Source organism: Enterococcus sp. AZ091, assembly GCF_051714805.1.
GTDB lineage: Bacteria > Bacillota > Bacilli > Lactobacillales > Enterococcaceae > Enterococcus_D > Enterococcus_D gallinarum.
Genome location: NZ_JBIOSO010000001.1, coordinates 1901887 through 1921915 on the forward strand (window position 1 = coordinate 1901887; position 20029 = coordinate 1921915).

General features: G+C 41.0%; 16 protein-coding genes, 1 riboswitch and 1 other annotated feature. Of the genes, 8 read left to right on the forward strand and 8 right to left on the reverse strand.

Features of this window, described 5'->3' with window-relative positions; translation table 11 throughout:
- Window positions 1–163: 163 nt before the first annotated feature.
- The gene (gene nrdG / locus IGJ28_RS09510) at window positions 164–760 is read right to left on the reverse strand and encodes an anaerobic ribonucleoside-triphosphate reductase activating protein (RefSeq protein WP_003127104.1); all 597 of its coding nucleotides are present in this window, start codon (window positions 758–760) and stop codon (window positions 164–166) included.
- 189 nt (window positions 761–949) lie between these two features.
- Window positions 950–3151: an anaerobic ribonucleoside-triphosphate reductase gene (gene nrdD / locus IGJ28_RS09515; RefSeq protein WP_138371776.1), complete on the reverse strand. Its 2202-nt coding sequence runs from the start codon at window positions 3149–3151 to the stop codon at window positions 950–952.
- A gap of 297 nt (window positions 3152–3448) precedes the next feature.
- On the opposite strand from nrdD, the gene IGJ28_RS09520 reads away from it, so the two are divergent.
- The 6 genes from IGJ28_RS09520 (at window position 3449) to IGJ28_RS09545 (ending at window position 10173) form a co-directional block, all read left to right on the forward strand.
- Window positions 3449–4213, forward strand: a complete 765-nt coding sequence (locus IGJ28_RS09520; protein ID WP_438845342.1) for an ABC transporter ATP-binding protein — start codon at window positions 3449–3451, stop codon at window positions 4211–4213.
- Complete coding sequence (locus tag IGJ28_RS09525; protein WP_438845343.1) at window positions 4203–6260, forward strand: FtsX-like permease family protein; 2058 nt, start codon at window positions 4203–4205, stop codon at window positions 6258–6260. The genes IGJ28_RS09520 and IGJ28_RS09525 overlap by 11 nt, the downstream gene beginning before the upstream one ends.
- 87 nt (window positions 6261–6347) lie before the next feature.
- On the forward strand, window positions 6348–7430 hold the full coding sequence (locus IGJ28_RS09530; RefSeq protein WP_003127109.1) for a M42 family metallopeptidase: 1083 nt from the start codon (window positions 6348–6350) through the stop codon (window positions 7428–7430).
- A gap of 12 nt (window positions 7431–7442) precedes the next feature.
- The gene (locus IGJ28_RS09535; RefSeq protein ID WP_156247321.1) at window positions 7443–8231 is read left to right on the forward strand and encodes a DUF975 family protein; all 789 of its coding nucleotides are present in this window, start codon (window positions 7443–7445) and stop codon (window positions 8229–8231) included.
- A gap of 180 nt (window positions 8232–8411) precedes the next feature.
- Window positions 8412–9149: an MBL fold metallo-hydrolase gene (locus IGJ28_RS09540; protein WP_003127111.1), complete on the forward strand. Its 738-nt coding sequence runs from the start codon at window positions 8412–8414 to the stop codon at window positions 9147–9149.
- A 19-nt stretch (window positions 9150–9168) separates the two neighbouring features.
- A complete protein-coding gene (locus IGJ28_RS09545) occupies window positions 9169–10173 on the forward strand; it encodes a lipoate--protein ligase (protein WP_242387425.1) in 1005 nt (334 codons plus the stop codon).
- Window positions 10174–10337: 164 nt separating this feature from the next.
- Here IGJ28_RS09545 and proS read toward each other — a convergent pair whose 3' ends face one another.
- Both proS and IGJ28_RS09555 read right to left on the reverse strand, forming a co-directional pair.
- Window positions 10338–11771 (reverse strand): proline--tRNA ligase, encoded by a 1434-nt coding sequence (gene proS / locus IGJ28_RS09550; RefSeq protein ID WP_156247323.1) that lies wholly within the window; start codon window positions 11769–11771, stop codon window positions 10338–10340.
- Window positions 11772–11812: 41 nt separating this feature from the next.
- Window positions 11813–12015 (reverse strand) — a binding site (T-box leader).
- 44 nt (window positions 12016–12059) lie between these two features.
- Window positions 12060–13883: a hypothetical protein gene (locus tag IGJ28_RS09555; protein ID WP_252711848.1), complete on the reverse strand. Its 1824-nt coding sequence runs from the start codon at window positions 13881–13883 to the stop codon at window positions 12060–12062.
- A gap of 234 nt (window positions 13884–14117) precedes the next feature.
- Here IGJ28_RS09555 and IGJ28_RS09560 point away from each other — a divergent pair, with 234 nt between their 5' ends.
- Window positions 14118–14627 carry a signal peptidase I gene (locus IGJ28_RS09560; RefSeq protein ID WP_103300029.1) on the forward strand — a complete coding sequence of 170 codons (510 nt, stop codon included), beginning with the start codon at window positions 14118–14120 and terminating at the stop codon, window positions 14625–14627.
- 113 nt (window positions 14628–14740) lie between these two features.
- On the opposite strand, the gene IGJ28_RS09565 is transcribed toward IGJ28_RS09560, so the two are convergent.
- Genes IGJ28_RS09565 through IGJ28_RS09580 form a run of 4 tightly spaced genes read right to left on the reverse strand, consistent with a single transcriptional unit; the run spans window position 14741 to window position 17963 of the window.
- Entirely contained in the window at window positions 14741–15421 is a 681-nt protein-coding gene (locus IGJ28_RS09565) for an energy-coupling factor transporter transmembrane component T (RefSeq protein WP_040013728.1), read from the reverse strand.
- On the reverse strand, window positions 15348–16760 hold the full coding sequence (locus tag IGJ28_RS09570; protein ID WP_252711849.1) for an ATP-binding cassette domain-containing protein: 1413 nt from the start codon (window positions 16758–16760) through the stop codon (window positions 15348–15350). The genes IGJ28_RS09565 and IGJ28_RS09570 overlap by 74 nt, the downstream gene beginning before the upstream one ends.
- The gene (locus IGJ28_RS09575) at window positions 16757–17359 is read right to left on the reverse strand and encodes an ECF transporter S component (RefSeq protein ID WP_103300031.1); all 603 of its coding nucleotides are present in this window, start codon (window positions 17357–17359) and stop codon (window positions 16757–16759) included. Before IGJ28_RS09575 ends, IGJ28_RS09570 begins: the two co-directional genes overlap by 4 nt.
- The gene (locus tag IGJ28_RS09580) at window positions 17352–17963 is read right to left on the reverse strand and encodes a YkoF family thiamine/hydroxymethylpyrimidine-binding protein (protein WP_003127122.1); all 612 of its coding nucleotides are present in this window, start codon (window positions 17961–17963) and stop codon (window positions 17352–17354) included. Before IGJ28_RS09580 ends, IGJ28_RS09575 begins: the two co-directional genes overlap by 8 nt.
- 90 nt (window positions 17964–18053) lie before the next feature.
- A riboswitch (TPP riboswitch) is annotated at window positions 18054–18154 on the reverse strand.
- 282 nt (window positions 18155–18436) lie between these two features.
- Between IGJ28_RS09580 and IGJ28_RS09585 the strand changes: the two genes are divergently transcribed.
- Window positions 18437–19972, forward strand: a complete 1536-nt coding sequence (locus IGJ28_RS09585) for a zinc ABC transporter substrate-binding protein AdcA (RefSeq protein WP_252711850.1) — start codon at window positions 18437–18439, stop codon at window positions 19970–19972.
- Window positions 19973–20029: the final 57 nt, after the last annotated feature.

The following is a 20029-nucleotide window of genomic DNA, read 5'->3' on the forward strand; positions in this document are numbered from 1 at the left end:
TAATGATTATTGCTCCTGCGGTGCAGGGACTCCTCGTCGCAAAAGTCAGAGGAATCTATCCTAGCAATAGACTATTATTCGGTTAAACTTGTTGGATGATGACTTATGTCACAGTCCCTTTTATCTTTTGTATCAGTTTGAAATCTGAAGTTTATTCAAGTCGTCAAATACTCTTTTTGATTTGTTCATAGCTTTTTTCTGCGTCTTTGCATTTGTCCCAAATCACCGCTTCGCCTAGTGCTAGGGATTTAGGAACATCAATGATTCGTTGATTGCTGCTACCGCGAAATTGCAGATTCAAGTTGCGTTTGCTCAATTCGAAACGGCCATCAACTAGGATATCGATGCGAGACAGCAACTCAAGCTTATCTTCTGTTTCCAACAGTAGTTCCTCGAAGGTGTAACCAGACCAGCTCCAAATATCTTTGCCATGACCGAACTCGGAACGGACTCTGTTTACCACTTGCAGACATACTTCAGTATTCAAAAAAGGTTCGCCGCCCAATAGTGTTAGTCCCTGAACATAATCGTGCCGCAAATCTTCAATGATCTGTTCTTCGAGTTCTGCTGTGAATGGGGTGCCATAGCGGAAATTTTGGACTGCTTTATTGAAACAGCCTTCGCAAGCAAATAAACAACCACTGACATACAGGCTATTGCGGATACCTTCGCCGTCAACAAAGTTGAAGGCTTTATAATCTGCAATATGATTTTGACTATACTCTTTTGCTTGCCATTCTTTGGGGCGAGGATTTCTCATGTGCAAAACTTCTTTCTAACTATTCGATTATTCGATAAAAATGTCCTTCGCGACTGTAGCAAAAACCATTAGAAAGCACAAATGCGCGAGCAATTCCAGCACTCGTTTTCTGCGGACTCCTGACCAACAGTTGTCAGTTAGAAAGAAGCAGAATTTGCTTACGCTTTAGTCGCGTAGGGGACACTTGTTTCAGTCATTATGTTTCATATGTTTGACACGAGCGGAAATTTCTTTGTGACGACCGTGAACCATTGGTCGAGCTTGAGGATTTCCTAGGTAACCGCATGTTCGTTTGACGACGTCACAACTCTTTGGATCGTGATTGCCACATTGTGGACATTCGAAGCCGCGTTCAGTTGGATTGAAATCACCTTCATATCCGCATTCATAACAATGATCGATCGGAGTGTTGGTTCCTAGATAAGCGACACGATCATACGCATAATTCCAAACTGCTTCAAGAGCTTTGGGATTTTGTTGCAGAACTGGGTATTCACAATAATGAATAAAGCCGCCCGAACAATACTTTGGATAGTCTTTTTCAAAATCCAACTTTTCAAATGGCGTTGGATTTTTGCGGACATCATAGTGGAAGCTATTTGTGTAATATTCTTTATCTGTGATGTCTTCAACGATGCCGAATTTTTCTGTATCTAAACGACAGAAGCGATCGGTCAAGCTTTCGCTTGGTGTGGAATAGACGCTAAAATGATAGCCGTATTCATCGCCCCAAGCATCTGCATGGGCTTTTAACTCTTTCACGATGGCTAACGTGAATTCTTTTGCTTCAGGATCATTTTCCCACTCACCACCAAAGAAAGCAGCAGCTGCTTCATACAATCCAATATACCCTAAGGAAACAGTAGCACGTTTATTTTTGAACAACTCGTTGACACTGTCTTTGCGATCGAGGCGTTTGCCGAATGCGCCATACATATATAGGATTGGTGCATTTGCCGGACTCGCTTCTTTGCAACGTTCTACTCGGTAAACAAGCGCATCTTTGACGATTTGCAGACGCTGCTCCAGAAGAGACCAGAATTTGTCGCGATCTCCGTTAGCTTCTAGGGCAATGCGGGGAATATTCAATGTTACGACCCCAAGGTTCATCCGTCCTACATTGACTTCTTCGCCATGTTCATCTTTCCAGCCTTGCAAGAAAGAACGGCAGCCCATCGGTACTTTGAAACTACCCGTCAATTCAATCAACTTGTCATAATTCAAGACATCTGGATACATCCGTTTCGTTGCGCATTCCAGAGCCAATTCTTTGATGTCGTAGTTTGGATCTGTGGGTTCCAGATTTACGCCGCGTTTGATACTGAAAATCAACTTCGGAAAGATTGCTGTCCGTTTTTCGCTGCCAAGTCCGTTGATCCGGATCTGTAAGATTGCACGTTGGATTTCTCGCTCAAACCAGTTTGTTCCCAGACCAAAGCCTAAGGAAGTGAAAGGTGTCTGTCCATTTGAAGTAAACAAAGTATTGATCTCATATTCCAAACTTTGCATCGCATCGTAAATGTCTTTTCTTGTCTTGTTCTTCGCGTAAGCTTCTTGGCGATCCTCGCCGTCGATCCATTCACGCGCATCTTGCAAGTGTTTTTGATAGTTCAATTCAGCAAAAGGTGCAAGTAATTCATCCGTCCGGTCTGCAGAACAACCGCCATATTGACTAGATGCCACATTGGCAATGATTTGAGAGATCTGAGCTGTCGCCGTTTGAATCGATTTTGGTGATTCGACTTCTGCGTTTCCGATTTTGAAACCATTGTTCAGCATGCCTTTGAAATCGATTAGACAGCAGTTAGTCATCGGAGTATAAGGATGATAATCTAAATCATGATAATGGATATCACCTTTTTGATGGGCGTTCGCCACATGAGGGGGCAGCATTTTCAAGCCGATGGATTTCCCTACGATCCCTGCAGTCAAGTCTCTTTGAGTATTGAAGACATTGCTGTCTTTATTGGCATTTTCGTTGACCACTGTTTGATCTTTATTCATTAATTTATTGATCGTAAAGTTGATATCCGTCGCTTTGCTGCGTTCAAAATCGCGACGTGTCCGATAGTTGATATACTCTTCGGCCAATGCATATTCATTTTTTGCTAATAAAATATGCTCAACGATGTTTTGGATTTCATAAATTTTAACGTTTTTGGTAAACCGTTCGGCGATCTCATGATCGATTCCTTCTACGATTTCTAAAATCCGTTCATGATCGAGGGGAGATAGTTCTCCTTTAACTTTTCTTTGGGCTTTTACTAATGCATCGTAAATTTTTTGGTCATCGAAATCTACTAAGCGACCATCACGTTTCACGATCTTCAATTGGGTTAATTGAGGATGGCTACCCCCGCTTTGTTCAGTATTTCTCTTTAAGTCCATCATTACTATCACTCCTTATCTTCTCCAATATCATAAAACAAAATATGGTTTTCGGCAACTATATATAGTGGCTTTTATTCGCTAAATAATTCAGTATGCACAATATGTAGTGTATATTCAAAAGAGGTTTTCAATAAAAACTTGATGATAACAAGGACTTGCATGTTTCACGTTTCACAAAATGAATAAAAATTGTAAAAAATTTTTATGTGTAAAAACGAAGCAGGGGCGATAGAGAAGAAAATATGCTACCATAAAGAAAATATGAAGAAAAGTAGAAATAGATCAAGGAGAATTTGCATGAAAAAAATGATCGATGTGAAGCACCTGACAAAAACCTATGGAACCCGCTTCAATCAAACCAAAGTCCTAGACAATCTTTCTTTTTCCGTTGATCAAGGGGAATTTGTGGGGATCATGGGACCAAGTGGTGCTGGAAAGACGACACTGATGAATATCCTTTCCTCCATCTTACGTCCGAGTCTAGGTTCTGTTGCAATCGGAGGGCAAGAAATCACCCGCTTGTCAGAAAATGAGCTAAGCGATTTTCGCCGAAAAGAAATCGGCTTTATTTTTCAAGATTTTAATTTACTAGACACGTTGACTGCCAAAGACAACATTATCTTACCACTGGCGATCGACCGTCTTTCGGTCAATGAAGTTGACCGGCGATTGGCACATCTGGCGAACTTATTGGGAATCGCTCATTTGTTAGACCGCTACCCAGAAGAACTATCGGTCGGTCAAAAGCAACGGGTGGCCGCCGCCAGAGCAATCATCAGCCGTCCTTCCGTGTTGTTTGCAGATGAACCCACGGGATCCTTAGACTCAAAAGCGGCGACAGAGCTGTTGCGTTATTTAGCTGAAATCAATCTGCAAGAAGATATGACGATTCTCATGGTGACCCACGATCCTTTCACTGCAAGTTATTGCCATCGGATTTTGTTTATTAGAGATGGTGTCTTTTTTGCAGAGGTAGTCAAAAAAGGGTCCCGCAAAGAATTTTTCGAAAAAATCATCGATATGCAAGCGACGATTGGAGGCGGGGATCGCCATGCTCTATAAAATTGGCTGGCGCAGTTTTTTGCAGCAGTTTCGCAATTATGTCGTTTACTTTGTGTGCATGATGACGGCAGTCATGATTTTTTATTCATTTAGTGCTATGATGAATGACCGTTTGCTGACTCAACGAGTGCAGCAAGACATTCGCATCGATGGCGTATTAGGTTTTGGTAGTACGATCGTTGCTGTTGTGGTGCTTTTTTTTATGCTAAGTGCCAATCATTTCTTCTTGAATCAACGGCAAAAAGAGATCAGTGTTTATCAGCTCCTGGGTTTGCGCAGAGCAAGGTTAAGCTGGCTGCTGCTGAGAGAAACGTTCCTCCTAAATCTTTTTTCCCTTGTTGTGGGCATTTTCATGGGGATTATATTTTCGAAATTTTTCTCAATGATCTTGATTCGAGTGATGGGACTATCCATCACTAGTCATTTTTTTAATTCGCCTCGTTCGATTTTGACTACCGTGTGGGTATTTTTGCTTGCCATGGTAGTTTTGAGTGGTCAAGTGGTTTTGTTTGTCTGGCAGAATCCTTTGATCGATCTAATGAAGAACAACTATACACTGCCAGTGAGCAAAATGAAGTGTCGCCCATTTCGGATGGCAATGGGGATCATCGGTTTGCTTCTGTTAGGGATCGGCTATTACTTAGCTCTGACGCTACGAACGACACTGGAGCGCTATATTAATTATACAGAAGATTATACTGCTGTTTTATGGATTCCATTGCTGATTTTATTTTGCTGTATCACAGCGACGTATTTGTTCTTTGACTGCACATTGCCAATGTTGTTGCATGTCTTAACGCTCCCCCGCAAAAAAATCAGCAAAGGCACACGCTTGATTGCATTCAACAATATCCGGGCTTATTTGCAGCGGACATGGAAAAGTTTTTCATTACTGACGATCATTACTGCGATCGCGATTTCTTTGATTGGTGGCACGATGGGGGTGATTTCCTTGAATTATCAGGCGACCAATCGTGATTATCCCGTCGATTTTCAAGTCGCAGCAGAAAATGCGGAAGAGTTAAAGCAAGTGATTCTGGAAAATCAGAGTCAGGTCGTCGCGGAGCAGACGCTCACTTTTCGTATCGTGCCGTTAAACATCAACGCGAAATACTTGGCCAATCCGATAAGTACAGGACAAGAAACCGTATTGGTCAATGCGCTTTCTTTATCCGATTACCGAGCATTTCGTCGATTGGTGCCGGATGCACCTGCGGTTTCTTTAGGAGAAAATACTGCTGTTTTGTTTGATGATGATTATGATATTGCATACAACTTGAGAACTTACCAAAAAAATATTGCGCTGGAAAATGGTAAAAAACTCCTCTTAGACAACACGTATCAAGATTATTTTGGTGATATTGCGTTGCGTTACACCTTACCCAATGTATTAGTCGTCAATGACAAGGATTTTCAGGACATGTCGGGATTTGACTATCGATTGACTTATTTCAATGTTCAAACGGAGAATCAAGAGCAATTAACTCGGGTGTTAGATGATCGACTTTCAGTCGAATGGACCTATCCGTTTTATTACAAGCGAAGACAGGACAAAGGCCATGTCAAGTATCAGCTGCAAACGGAGATCTCAGAGAAGCAACAATCATCGAAGGAGTTTATTACTGGTTATCGCTTGAACTTCGCCAATCGCTATCCGAATATGCGGGCCATTAGACGGCAAGGCGGTATTATTTTGTTCGTTTCTTTATTTGTCGGGGTAATCGTTTTGATCACTACGTCTAGCAGTTTGATTGTACGGCAATTTTCTAATACGGAGCGGGAAAAAAGAAATTATCGTTTATTGCGTACACTCGGTTATAGCAAAAAAGAAATTCGTTCGATCGTCTACTGGCAGAATTTTTGGGTTTTCATGCCAGGTACATTACTCGCGATTTTACATGCCGCATTCGCAATCAACACGCTGACGCAAATCATCGTGAGTCCAGGGTATTGGGTGGCACATCTGTTTGCAGGTGTTGCAGCCGTCGTATTCTTTATTGCTTATTTGATTACAGTTAAGTTATGCTTACGGATCATTGAAGAGTAAGCTGTCAGATTTTTTTCAATTTTGAGCTGGTACAAGACACGAGGAATGGTATAATTTAAGGGATAAATGAGTAGAGGAGTAGATAGGATGGATAAAAAAGAAGAGCAATTACTGATTGATCTGACAACTGCCCGTGGTGTTCCGGGGAATGAAGAAGAAGTACGGGAAGTCTTCAAAGCATATGCGAAAGACTTTGCCGAAGATATTTTTTACGATGGGTTAGGAAGCGTGATTGCCAAACATGTAGGGGATGGCGGCGGACCTAAAGTTTTTATTTCCGGACATATGGATGAAGTTGGCTTTATGGTGACAAAGATCACCGATAAAGGTTTCATCGAGTTTCAAACATTAGGCGGCTGGTGGGGCCAAGTGATGCTGGCACAAGAAGTAGAAATCAAAACGCAAGCTGGCAAATTGGTTCATGGTGTAATCGGTTCTAAACCACCTCATGTGTTGACGCCGGAAGTTCGCAACAAGCCTTATGATATCAAAGACATGTTCATTGATATCGGTGCTTCTAGTGAGGAAGAAGCAAAAGATTGGGGCGTACGTCCTGGAGATATGATTACGCCATATATCCAATACAAACGGATGAATGACAGTAAGTTTTTGCTAGCTAAAGCGTGGGATAATCGTATTGGAACAGCAGTTTCTTTGCGTGTGTTGGAAACGTTGGCTGCTGAAGGGCATCCAAATTGCTTGTTTGCTGGCAGTGATGTCATGGAAGAAGTAGGATTGCGTGGCGCACGAACAAGTACGCACCTAGTGAATCCAGACATCGCGATTGCTCTTGATACGGGGACAGCTGGTGATACGCCAGGAATGACTCCAAAAGAAGCAGATTCTGTATTGGGCAAGGGGCCGCAAGTTTTGATTTTTGATGCATCGATGATCCCTCATAAGAAACTCTTGAATTTTGTGATCAATGTTGCGGAAGAATTAGAGATTCCTTTCCAATATACGGTGATCACCGGTGGGGGAACAGATGCCGGTCAAATGCATCTGACCCGTGATGGTGTACCATCGATCGCGATTACAGTTCCAGTGCGCTACTTGCATTCCCATACTTCTGTCATTCATGAAGATGACTACTTAAATACAGTAAAATTAGTAACAGAAGTTGTTCGTCGCTTAGATGACAAAACCGTGAAAGAATTACGAAGCTATTAGAAGGAGTAGAGGATGAGAAAAAATAGTGAGATCCGCTCCATGGCATCACGCGCATTAAAGGGCATGTGGGGGCGGTATATTTTAGCCTTTATTGCTACGATAGCCATTCAAAGCATGGTTAGCAGTTTGGTGCTGTCATTGACAAACCATACCTTTCAACAGACACGAGAAACAATCATTGATTATATTTTGGAATACTTTGTTTTTTTCGCATTGACGATAAGTTTAAATATCATGGCACTGTTCTTGATTCGTCAGCGGGAGATCCATGTGTCGGATATTTTTCTTGTTTATGACAAGCGTTATTACGTACCTTTTCTATTGCTGAATTTGGTGAATGCTCTCGTAAATTATCTGATTAGTTTTGTGACGTTTTTACCCCATTTAGTTGTTGGCGGAATGAATCAGTACCTTGATTTAGTCTTGAATGTCAACAGTCGGATCACTGTTGACTGGAGTCTCTTCCGTTCGTCGATTTCCTTCATCATCAGTTTTCTTATTTCTGTGGTCCTTTTCTTATTTGTCTCCCAGATCATAAGCGGATTATTTCAGTTTGCGATCTATGTACGATACGACCATCCAGAAATGACGACGCTACAAGCGATAAAAGGAGCTTGGCATTTAATGAAGAATCATATCGGTCAGTATATTTTGCTGCAGATTTCTTTATTAGGATGGATGGTTTTAGGTTTGTTTGCTTTTGTTATCGGTCTATTTTGGGCGCTGGCCTACGCAAACACTGCGAATGCCGCCTTTTATCAAGCGTTGATCGAAAAAGAAAATGATCGCGTTCTTAACTAAAGAACACCTCTTGTAAAGATATGATCCACGGTTGTGACGTTGGGTGACTCAATGCAGCAATGAGAGAGAAAATCATCGATTTCTTTTGCTAATGAGCTCCAGATGTCGCAGCCGTTTTTGCTGTTTATTTTTGAGTAATCCAATGCTTTTGTGATAGCATAGGGATAAGGAGGCGGAAGTATGAAACTAACAGTTTTAGGATGTTTAGGCGCATATCCCTATAAGGGTGAGGGAACTACTGGCTATTTATTAGAGTCTGAGGGATATCATTTGTTGCTGGATGCTGGCAGCACGACACTGATTCAATTGGAAAAAATCTTGGATCCGTTAGCATTGGATGCTGTGATTTTGAGTCATTACCATCACGATCATATCGCAGATCTGGGTGTCTTACAGTATTATTGGCAGCTATTTCCTAAGCAAGCAGAGCGGAACGTATTGCCCATTTATGGGCATGGAGAAGACAGTATTCATTTCAATGAGTTGACCATGGCGGGAGTTACAGAAGGGCATGATTATTTACAAACAAAACAGTTGGAATTGGGACCGTTTTCTGTTACATTTATGAAGACGATTCATCCTGTAACTTGTTATGCCATGCGCTTTGTGGAGAATAGTACAGGTAAAATATTTGTATTCACAGGCGATTCCGGCTACTTAGAAAGTTTTGTCGATTTTGCCAAAGATGCCGACTTATTTTTAGCAGATACCTACCTCTTTGCAGGGAATGAACGCCACAAAGCTCATTTTACTTCTCAAGAGTCTGGAGAAATTGCTGCCGCAGCGAAGGTCAAAAAACTGGTTTTGACTCATCTGCCACAGCATGGTGATCTGGAGCAACTGAAAGAAGAGGCAGCAGCGGCGGCCAACGGGATACCGGTTGAATTGGCAGCAGTTCAAAAAATCTTTGAGATTTAAACCCGAGGAGGAGTAGCAGATGCTTTTTGTACCAAATGAAAACAACGACCCAAGAATCAACCTAGCCATTGAGATCTTTTTGCTGCAGGAAATGAAGGTGGATGAACCGATCCTGCTGTTTTATATCAATGAGCCGTCGATTATTATTGGACGAAATCAAAATACGATCGAAGAAATCAATAAAGACTATGTCGATGCTCATGGGATTCATGTGGTTCGCCGTTTTAGTGGCGGTGGGGCTGTCTATCATGATTTTGGAAACTTGAATTTTAGCTTTATCATGCCGGATGACGGTAATTCATTCCGTGATTTCGAAAAATTGACGAAACCAATTGTTCAGGCGCTTCATGAAATGGGCGTCGAAGGGGCACAATTAAAAGGCCGCAACGACCTAGTCATTGATGATATGAAGTTCTCTGGGAATGCAATGTACGCCACCAATGGTCGAATGTTTGCTCATGGGACCATCATGTTTGACAGTGACATTAATGAAGTGGTCAATGCGTTGAAAGTGCGCAAAGATAAAATCGAATCAAAAGGGATCAAATCGATTCGTTCTCGCGTGACGAATATCAAACCTTTCTTACCAAAAGACAAACAAGATATGACAACCGAAGCGTTTCGTGAAGAGATTCTTTTGAAGATTTTTGGTGTGGATTCAGTCGACCAAGTCAAGACCTATACATTGACTGAGGAAGATTGGGTCAAAATCAATGAAATTTCCGACAAGTATTATCGAAACTGGGATTGGAATTACGGGAAATCTCCTGCGTTTGATATTGAACGCCGCAAACGATTTCCAATTGGATCGATCGAAGTTCGCGTTAACGTTCAAGAAGGCAAGATTACAGAAGCAAAGATTTATGGAGATTTCTTTGGATTAGGAGATATTGCTGACGTTGAACAAGCTTTTATCGGCACCCGCTATGATAAATCTGCATTGAAAGATGTGATTGATCAAATTGATGTCAAAAAATATTTTGGCAATATTACCCCTGAGGATTTGTTGGAATTAGTTTATTGATTTTCCAGCAAATCAAAAAAAGATGTGGATATAACGAAAATCCATAGAATAGCTGAAATGCACTAAGAAAAAGCAGCCACAGATCGTAGAATCTGTGGCTGCTTTTTCTCTTAGTGAACATGCCGTTTTTTTACGGGTTGCGCTTTTTTCTTTTTGCTCTTTGCTTAGTAAGCTCGGGCAATCCAAACGGTGTGTTTAGCAGGTTTCCCGCTGACGATGTCAACTGTTTTTTCCATAGGAGCTTCAAATGGGATATTTCTGGTAGTAAAGCCAGTTTCTTCTTTGATCTTGGCTTCAGTTTCTTCTGTCCCGTCCCAACCAATTAAGACAAAACCAGTGACTTTATCTTCTTTTTTGCAGGTTTCGATATGTGTTTTTAACTCTTCCAGTGTTTCGATATCGTAATACTCGTTCTCTTTGTTTCTGTTACGAGCTGCTTCAAGCAAACGTGGTGTCATCGCAGCCAATTGCTGATCCACGAAATCAGCAAGGTCATCAAATGCTACGGTTTGTTTTTCGGCAAGATCACGGACTTTGACCATTACATGCCCATTTTCTAAATCTCTTGGACCACATTCGATTCGTAAGCAAGCGCCCTTTAATTCCCACTCGTTAAATTTGTAACCTGGCGAATTGTCAGAATCGTCTAAGCGAACACGAATACCTTTGGCTTTGAAAGATGCAAACAACTCTTCCAATTTTTCTAAAATGGCAGGATTTTTCTTCCAAGGTCCGACTGGCATCAAGACGATTTGCGTAGGGGCGATCGTTGGTGGGAAAACCAATCCGTTTTCATCACCGTGAGTCATGATCAATGCGCCTAACAAACGTGTAGAAACACCCCAAGAAGTTGTATGTGCATAGGTATGTTTGTTTTCTTTCGATAAATAAGTAATATCGAAAGCTTCTGCAAATTTCGTCCCCATATAATGGCTCGTACCGGCTTGGACAGCTTTTCCATCTTTCATCATGGCTTCGATGGAGTAGGTATCCACCGCGCCAGCAAAACGTTCAGAAGGTGTTTTTTGTCCTTTGTACACTGGAATGGCTAAAAATTCTTCGCAAAGACGTGCATATTCATCCAAAATTCCTAACGTCCGCTTTCTTGCATCTGCTTCATCTTCATGGGCGGTATGTCCTTCTTGCCATAAGAATTCAGAAGTGCGGAGAAAAGGCAGTGTTTTCTTTTCCCAACGAAAAACATTGGCCCATTGATTGATTTCATATGGTAGATCACGGTAAGAATTGATCCAATCAGAAAAGGCTGAACCGATCATAGTTTCAGAAGTAGGACGCAATGCTAATGGTTCTTCTAATTTTTCATTACCGACTTCTGTCACCCAAGGCAATTCAGGAGCAAATCCTTCAATGTGATCCGCTTCTTTCATGAAAAAACTTTGGGGGATCAGCATTGGGAAATACGCATTGCGAATGCCTTCTGCTTTTAAAAAGCGATTAAATTCTTCTTGAATATGTTCCCATAGCTCAAAGCCATCAGGACGGAAGATGATTGATCCTTTAACTGGCGAATAAGCCATCAATTCGGCTTTTTGAATGGTCTGAATGTACCATTCTGTAAAATCATTTTTTTGTGTCATTGTTTTTCCTCCTTAAAAAATAAAAAAGCATTCCGTCCTATAAAAAGGACGAAATGCTTGGATTTCGCGGTACCACCTTTGTTGACTATTGCTAGTCCAACTCATGAAGGATAAGGTCTTCACACCGACCGTTTTGCGGTCACTACCATTGGCAGGTTCTTCTTATTAGCGGGTATTGGATTTCCAGCTTGCTCCAACTCTCTTTAACCATCATAAGAATACTGATCCAAATCTTACATTCATGCTAAATCGAAACTCGGAAAAAAGCAAGCTTTTTTTGTCATTTTGTTATTCATTACTGACTAGCTCTAGGAAATCTGGCAACCCATCTGAAGAAAATGTCAGAGAAAAACGAGTGGCTTGTTCCTCATGTAAGACCGAGCAAGACCCAAAATTTTGCTGGGTCAGTTTTTCAATAATCTGAAGATCAAAATAGTTTTCTTCTTCAAAGGTTTCAATATTCGGTATGGCTTCTTTTTCCGAAGTAGCCAAAGTTGGAAACTGACAGCTGACGAACAACTGATTCTGCTGTTTGATAGCACTTAGATGAATCTTCCGCAGGGCGCGATCTTTGAGTAGATACGTTTCCCGAATTGCATAGTCCATTAAATGAGCAAATAATTGTAGAAAATCTTCTTCAGCTAGTTCTTTGATTGCGGGAATATCCACATCATAAGAGAATTCAATGCTTTTTTGCTGAGTCAATTGCTGATAACTTGTCAATAGCAGGGTTGTTAGAGAATGATCTTCACTTTTGATTGGACAGGATTCTTCTAGCGTCTGCTCGATTAGGTTGATTTGATCAAAAGCTCCCAGCAAACTGTTGTCTTCCAGCATGACTTTTGCAGTATTCAACTGTTTGCGAAAACCGAGAAAAGCTTGTTGCCATTGATTGATTTGTTGTTGAATTATCGGTTGTTGTTCTTCATACAAGCGAATCTTGAGTCCTGCGATATCCTGTTTTTTTGTTTTCCCCTCATTATAGAAAAACAAACGCAGCAAATCATAGCACCAGCAGACAATAATCAAGAGTACGAAGAAAATCGTATTCCAATTGATTTTTGATTGATCGCTGTTTAGGACATCTTGAATGTAGATAAAGCAGTGACCAATCGCGGATAAAACGATCCAGGGAGAACAAAGAACAAAAAATTGATTCTTTTTAACCGCTTCATAGATGGCAGCAAAGGATGTCACAAAAGTGCTAAAAATATTCAGTAAATGGATATAATCCATAATCTCCGGCAAGTGGAGTTGATGGGAAAAGACAGATAAAATGGCTGCTGCACCACAAATGCCATGGAAGATCACCCAAATCTTGTACTTCTGTTGAAGAACTTCCATTTTCGATAAATAAAAGCCGATCAAGAACATTGGGGTAATGATCGATAAGACATTCAACATCACTGAATTTATGGTGGGGTTAAAGAGCAACCCTCCAAGAATATCGCCAAAACCGGCTTCTAGTCCAGCTGACAGTGCAAAAGCACTGAATAATAATTTCGAAACGAGTAATTTTCGTTTCTTAACTAATTTAATCCCTACATAAATCAAATTAAGCAAGCTGATAAAACCTGTCAGAAGAAGCATGAAAATATTGGGAATCGAATGACGAAAGACATAACTGACTAAAGCGTTTGAAGAACCAAGAAAGACCTCAGCGGGATATCCTGAATAATTTTTGAAAGGACTAGATACATAGATACGTAGTGTTTGGCCTTGGTAATTTTCTGGCAAGGTGACAAAAGAGAGGGTTTTCCCAGGATTCACAAGACCATCTGCTACTTCTTTTTTATTGGTATATAAAAGTTTATCATTTAAATAAACCGTCATTTTCTGATGATCGCCCACCAACAGCAATGTCGGGTAGTAGTGCTCATTGGTGATTTTACGTTCCATTACCAAATTTTCATTGGTAGGAATATTAGGCAAAAAATTCACATAGTTACTGTCGAAAGTTGTTTCTGGTTCTGCTGCAGAATAATACAGCCAATCTTCCTGTTTTTCAATAGAAGGAAGACTGATCACTGGATTAATCAGAGCAGAAATATAGAAAAAGATAATTCCCAGAGAAAAAGCAGAAATCGTTAAGAAGGGAATTGCATTCTTCAAGTTTAGTTTGTTATTTTTTTAAACATATATGAATTCTCCTGTTTTTTTATTCACGTCTAGAATAAAACAAAACAATTGATTAAGTCAAATGATAATGGGTGTTATACCAGAAATAATAAAATAACTAATAAAAAAATCATTTAAAAAAGCGGACTCATATTATTTGAAAAAAATCATTAATCGTTATAATATAAACGTAATATACAAAAATATCAAAAATAAAGGAGAACTGTGATGAAAAAAATTTCTAAAACAAGTATCCTTCTTTCTTTTACAACATTAATTATTATGCTTCTTTCTTTACTCATGATTGTTATTCCAAAAATGTTAGGGTTACGCATCGCTATTGTGAAGAGTGACGCAATGGAACCAACATATTCCTCTGGAAGTTTATTATTTGTTAAAAGTGTGGATGCAGAAAATTTGATTGTCGGCGATGCAATCACTTATTTTGTGAATCAAGGGGAACAAATATACACGCGGCGAATTGCTGCAATTGATCAAAATGAGCAAGTGATGTATACGATCGGAGACAATCAAGACCACATGGAAACGACCAAAATCAGAAAAAGTCAATTACTTGGCCAACCTTTGTTCCATTTGCCTCGAATCGGTCATCTAGTCACGAGCGAAACTGTTTCTATTGTAAAAAAGCTTTATTTGGTTTTCACCATTTATATTACAGCAACCACTTTTTTGGTGATGATTTCTCAGATCAAACAAGGGAAACGAATGGTAATGTAAGTTCCACTGATCAATAACAAATACCGCAAACAAGTTCAGCAAGTGCTGTCCTGTTTGCGGTATCTTTTTGTTTAGAATCAGATTTGTTGTTTATTCTATCCCTTTTTTTAGCTTCATACTGGAAGCAAAGTAAGGATCAATCCAGCGCCAAGAAGTCCAAGTCCAAACAACCAATCCTTAAGGGTGACTGAATAATTCACTGCATAGGTTCGAGGTGCATCACCGACAAATCCGCGAGATTCCATGGCTGCAGCTAGAAGTTCTGACCAGCGGATCGATTTGACCATCAGTGGAATCAGTGGTTTTAAGGATAGTTTGGAATAAGTGATTCCTCGAGATTTAAGACTAAACTGGATGTTGCGGTACTCTTTAGGAATCATAGGTGCCATATGAAAGGCTGCCATTAAGCCATAAGCAAAAACAGGAGGCAAGCGAAGTTGCTGTTGCAAAGAATAGATCAGCTCTGTTAGTGAGGTCGTAGCGGCAAAGACACTTCCTAATGTCCCAAAACAATAAACGCGACTGGCGAGACGAATGCCATAGGCATATGCCGCTGTCGTGCTGCCGTTTTGACCTTCTTGGAAAAATAATAGCCCGGTAAAAAAGATCCCGACTGCACTTAAAGACAAGAGAAAAAGTAACTTGAGCAATTTTTTCAGAGGCAGATAAACCAAGAGCAGCAACAAGAAAAATAAAGTCAAACTGCTATTTAGCAATAAATTATCTTGAAAAGAGACGAGCAAAGCCAGCGCGGATAAAGTCAGCAGCTTGACTGTTGGGTTTCGGTACTTCATTGGAAGACTCCTTTACAAAATGATTGAAATCGAATGTTCGGTCACAAAAATCTGACAGAAGACGCAAATCATGGCTAATGATGAAGACCAGTGTACCGCTGGCCGCTTTGTCTGCCAATAACGACATCAATTGCCAAGACTGCCGCAAATCTTGTCCATAGGTTGGCTCATCAACAAGCAAAATCGGGATCTCACGATCGATCAAACAGGCAACAGCTAATCGCCGTTGTTGTCCTTGGCTTAATAGGAAAGGAGAATCTTCCTGTTTCTCCCATAGTCCCAATTGGTTCAGCTTTTCAGAGAGATCCTCTCTTTCTTGACCATTGGCTAATTCTTGTGCCACGGAGGAAGCTAGAAACTGATCCTGCGGGTTTTGCATGACCCAGCTCATCCGATCGAAAGGACGACTGCGAGAGGTCAAGCATTGCTCTTGGTAATAGATCGTTCCATCATAGGGAACTTGCTGCAACAGGGCTTTAAAAAAGGTTGATTTTCCTATCCCGCTTTTTCCTGTGATGCCTATTCGTTCTCCGGTCGAAAAGACTTCGTCTTTGATCAGCAGAGAATGTCTGCCAATTGGCAAACGAAAATTTTCAAACCGCAAGAGGGGCTGCGGCTCAATAAAAGTGGGGGACGGTTTAATCATAGTTTGTCTTAGCTGCTCTTCTTGCTCTAAAAGCAACTGAGAAGGAACCGACTGAAAAGCATCTGTTAATAGGAGCCATTCCTGCACCCAGTCAGCGACCGGTGCTACTTGATGGTCGATTAAAAGAATTCCGATTTTCTTTTTTTGTTGAATTTCTGTTAATTTTTCAATCAATGATTGGGCGGTCAGCGAATCGAGATTAGCGAAAGGTTCATCTAATAGAAGATAGCGGCTTTCTAAAACAAGACAGCATGCTAACGCTACTAGTTGTTTCTCCCCACCTGAGAGGGTTGTCAGCACTCGATCTTCTAAATGACGAATCTCGCAAAAATCGAGTGCTGTCTCAATACGACGAGTCATTTCGTTTAATGGAATGGCTCTGTTTTCCAAACAAAATAACAGCTCTTCTCGGGGAGTTCGCATACAAAACTGCGTATCGGGATTTTGAAACATCAAACTAACGGATGCAATCCGTTGTATAGGGGATAAATCAGTAAAATCTTTCTCATCGATCACATAGTGTCCAGATTCGAACCCTTGATCCGACAAACCGGCTAATAAGCGAAAAAACGTACTTTTTCCTGAACCAGAAGGACCATAGATCCCTTTGATTTCCCCAGGAGCTAATTCAAAGGTAGCGGTAAGTTTTTGCTCATCAATCGTAAAGACACAGGAGTCTAGTGCTAAACTCATTCTTTCACACGGCTTTGTTTGAAGCGAGTATGTTGAGCAATCGGATAGCTATTCAAAACCCCCATTTTTGCTAAGTGATCACAAACCACTTTAACAAGGACAGCTGAAAAAAGGAGCGCGGAAAGCAGACGGATCACGAAAATAGTCAGCAGTAATTGCCACTTTAAATCAAGAAAGCTGGAACGGATCATGCCCCAAATAAAACTGGTGACAGTCGCTCCCAAAGCTCCCAGGATCAAAGAAGACCAGCCAAATTTTCGATAGCGAAAAGCGGCAAAGCCAGCCTCTGTGCCGATTCCTTGAAGAAAGCCGCTGACAAAGATAATTGGACCATAAAAGTTACCCATGAAAACCTCCAACAAAGCGGCGATCATTTCAGTAATCGTGGCTGCACCTGGTTTTCTTAGTACGTAACCGGCAAATGCAGACGCCATAAACCAAATCCCAAAGAGAAATTCATTCGCTAGAATGGCGAGGCCAAATGGAGTTAACAAGGTGCTGAGTAAAACCCCCAAGTGAACGGCCCCTAAATAAACGACACCGAATACGAGAGAAACGATGCCTACCATGATCACATCCTTTAATTGCCACTTACTCATGCAAAGAGGCCTCCTTCAACGAGGGACTATTGACTGAAACGGTTCCTTCAAGAACATAATGAGGCAGCTTTTCGTGTGCATAGGCCAGTGCTTGTTCAAAATAGGCGAATAATTGAGCGGCTGTGCCAGATAGCAGCGTCACGTAATGGGCCGATTGCGGTTGTAAGCCCATGGCATCCGCCAACGAGACGATATGCGCAATTTCTTCCATATAATCTTCACGTCCAAAGACATAAAAAGAATATTTGCACTGAACGATGAACGTACCTTTTGCAGTAATTTGCTGATGATTTGGCCGTTCATGCTTGCCGCTGAGAAAGGCATCACCAGCCAGATCTCCTGGACAGCCTTTCGAAAAAGTGAACTCACCGACCAAATGTGTTTTTGGGTCATAGGCATTGACAAAAAGAGCTGCTGCCGCATCAATCACACTGGCAGCTTCACCACGGTAGAGTGTACTGAAAAGATCTGTCTGCTGCCAAACGGCTGTGGTATCGGTCTCTTTGATGCTTCGAAGAATGTGAGAGGCAAAATCATCTTTCATTGGATAAAGACTGATGCGGCATCCCGTGATATCGATTTGATTCATTGAACAATTTTCCATAGTATTCTTCCTTTCGAATGATTTTCTGTCTACAAAAAAAGCGTTCCTCCTTTTCTATCCACGGGTAGACAGAAAAATGGGAACGCGAAATAAGCTGCGCAACCACTTCCCTACGTTGGTATTAACCAAATCAGGTTCAAAGGGACCAGACAAACTGTCTATCTCAGCATAAAGCGCCCCTAGTGGATAATTCGATTCAATTACTTTCTGAGTGTAGCACAGACGATTTGAAAGAACAAGTCAGACAGCGCGAGCAAAAAGACAAATGAATCACTGCAGATATGAAAGAATAGACATATAAAAAAACATCTTTTTAGGTGTTGACAGATTGTTTTCCCTTGTGTAAAGTAAATAATCAAAAGTAAAACGTAAGTGTTACGATTTGTGTAAAGTAAATCGTAACAGGCTCTCTGGTGTTTTTTTTAGGAGAAATGATCGTTTTGCTAAATCAAAAAAGGGGTGCTGGTAAAGAGATGAATAAATTTTTAAAAATAACAGGTATTTCGCTTTTAACCATAGGGTTGGCTGCTTGCAGTGTGACAAAGGAATCAGCGAATGAACAGACAGAACAATCAAGTGATCCAACGATTCAAGTCCTCGCTAGTTTTTATCCTATGTATGATTTTACTCGCAATGTGGTGGGAAATGAAGGCAATGTCGAATTGTTGATGCCGGCAGGAACAGACTCACATGACTATGAACCATCGGCTAAAGATATGGCAAAAATCCAAGAAGCGGATGTCTTTGTTTACAATAATGAGAACATGGAAATGTGGGTTCCTGCCATTGAATCTACATTGAAAGAAGGAGATGTCACCGTTGTGAAAGCTACGGAGGGGATGGTGTTGCTGCCGGGTGATGAAGAGCATGACCACGATCACGAGCAGGATCATGAAGAAGGGCACTCTCATGAATTAGATCCTCATGTCTGGCTAGCACCAAGCCTTGCAATCAAACAAGTAGCAAGCATTCGTGATCAGCTAAGCAGGGCTTATCCAGAAAAGAAAGCTGCTTTTGAAAGGAATGCTGCGGCCTATTTAGAAAAATTGCAGTCATTGGATGATTCTTATCAGTCAGCATTTAAGAATGCCAAGCAAACGCATTTTGTCACCCAGCATGCTGCTTTTGGCTACCTCGCTTTGGAATACGGACTGACACAAGTTCCGATTGCTGGACTGTCTCCCAATGAAGAGCCTTCAGCGGCACGTATTGCTGAGTTGAAGCATTTTGTAGAAGATACCGGGATCAAGACGATTTACTTTGAAGAAAATGCCAAAGACAGTATTGCCAAAACACTGGCAACAGAAGCTGGTGTCGATTTATCCGTTTTGAATCCGCTGGAAGGATTGACACAGGAACAAATGGATCGTGGGGAAGATTACATTTCCATCATGGAACAAAACCGAGACGCATTGATGCTGACTACTTCACAAGCCAATGAGAAAGAAGTGAAAGAAGCAGAGAAAGAAAAAACCGTTTATAATGGGTATTTCGACGACGCAGATGTTCAAGACCGCTCACTCACGGACTGGAAGGGAGAGTGGCAATCGGTCTATCCTTATTTGAAAGACGGCACGCTGGATCAAGTTTTTGACTACAAAGCAAAACAGAATAAAAGCATGACGGCCGAGGAATACAAAGACTATTATACAACTGGCTACCAAACAGATGTTGCAGAAATTACGATCACAGGAGATACGATGGCATTTACCTTTGAAGATGGCACAACCAAGAAAGCAACCTATCAATATGTAGGCAAAAAGATCTTGAATTACCAAGCAGGGAATCGCGGCGTCCGTTATTTGTTTGAATCAAAAGATAACGATGCAGCCTTCAAATATATTCAATTTAGCGATCACTCGATTGCACCAACTGATTCCCATCATTTTCACCTTTATTTTGGCAATGAAAGTCAAGAAGCATTATTGTCGGAAATGGATCATTGGCCAACGTTCTATCCGACTGATCTGTCTGGATTAGAAATTGCACAGGAAATGCTTGCTCATTAAAAAAAAGATTGACAATTACTGCTCTTTTCGTCAAAGTTAAACTGATAGAAAGGAGCG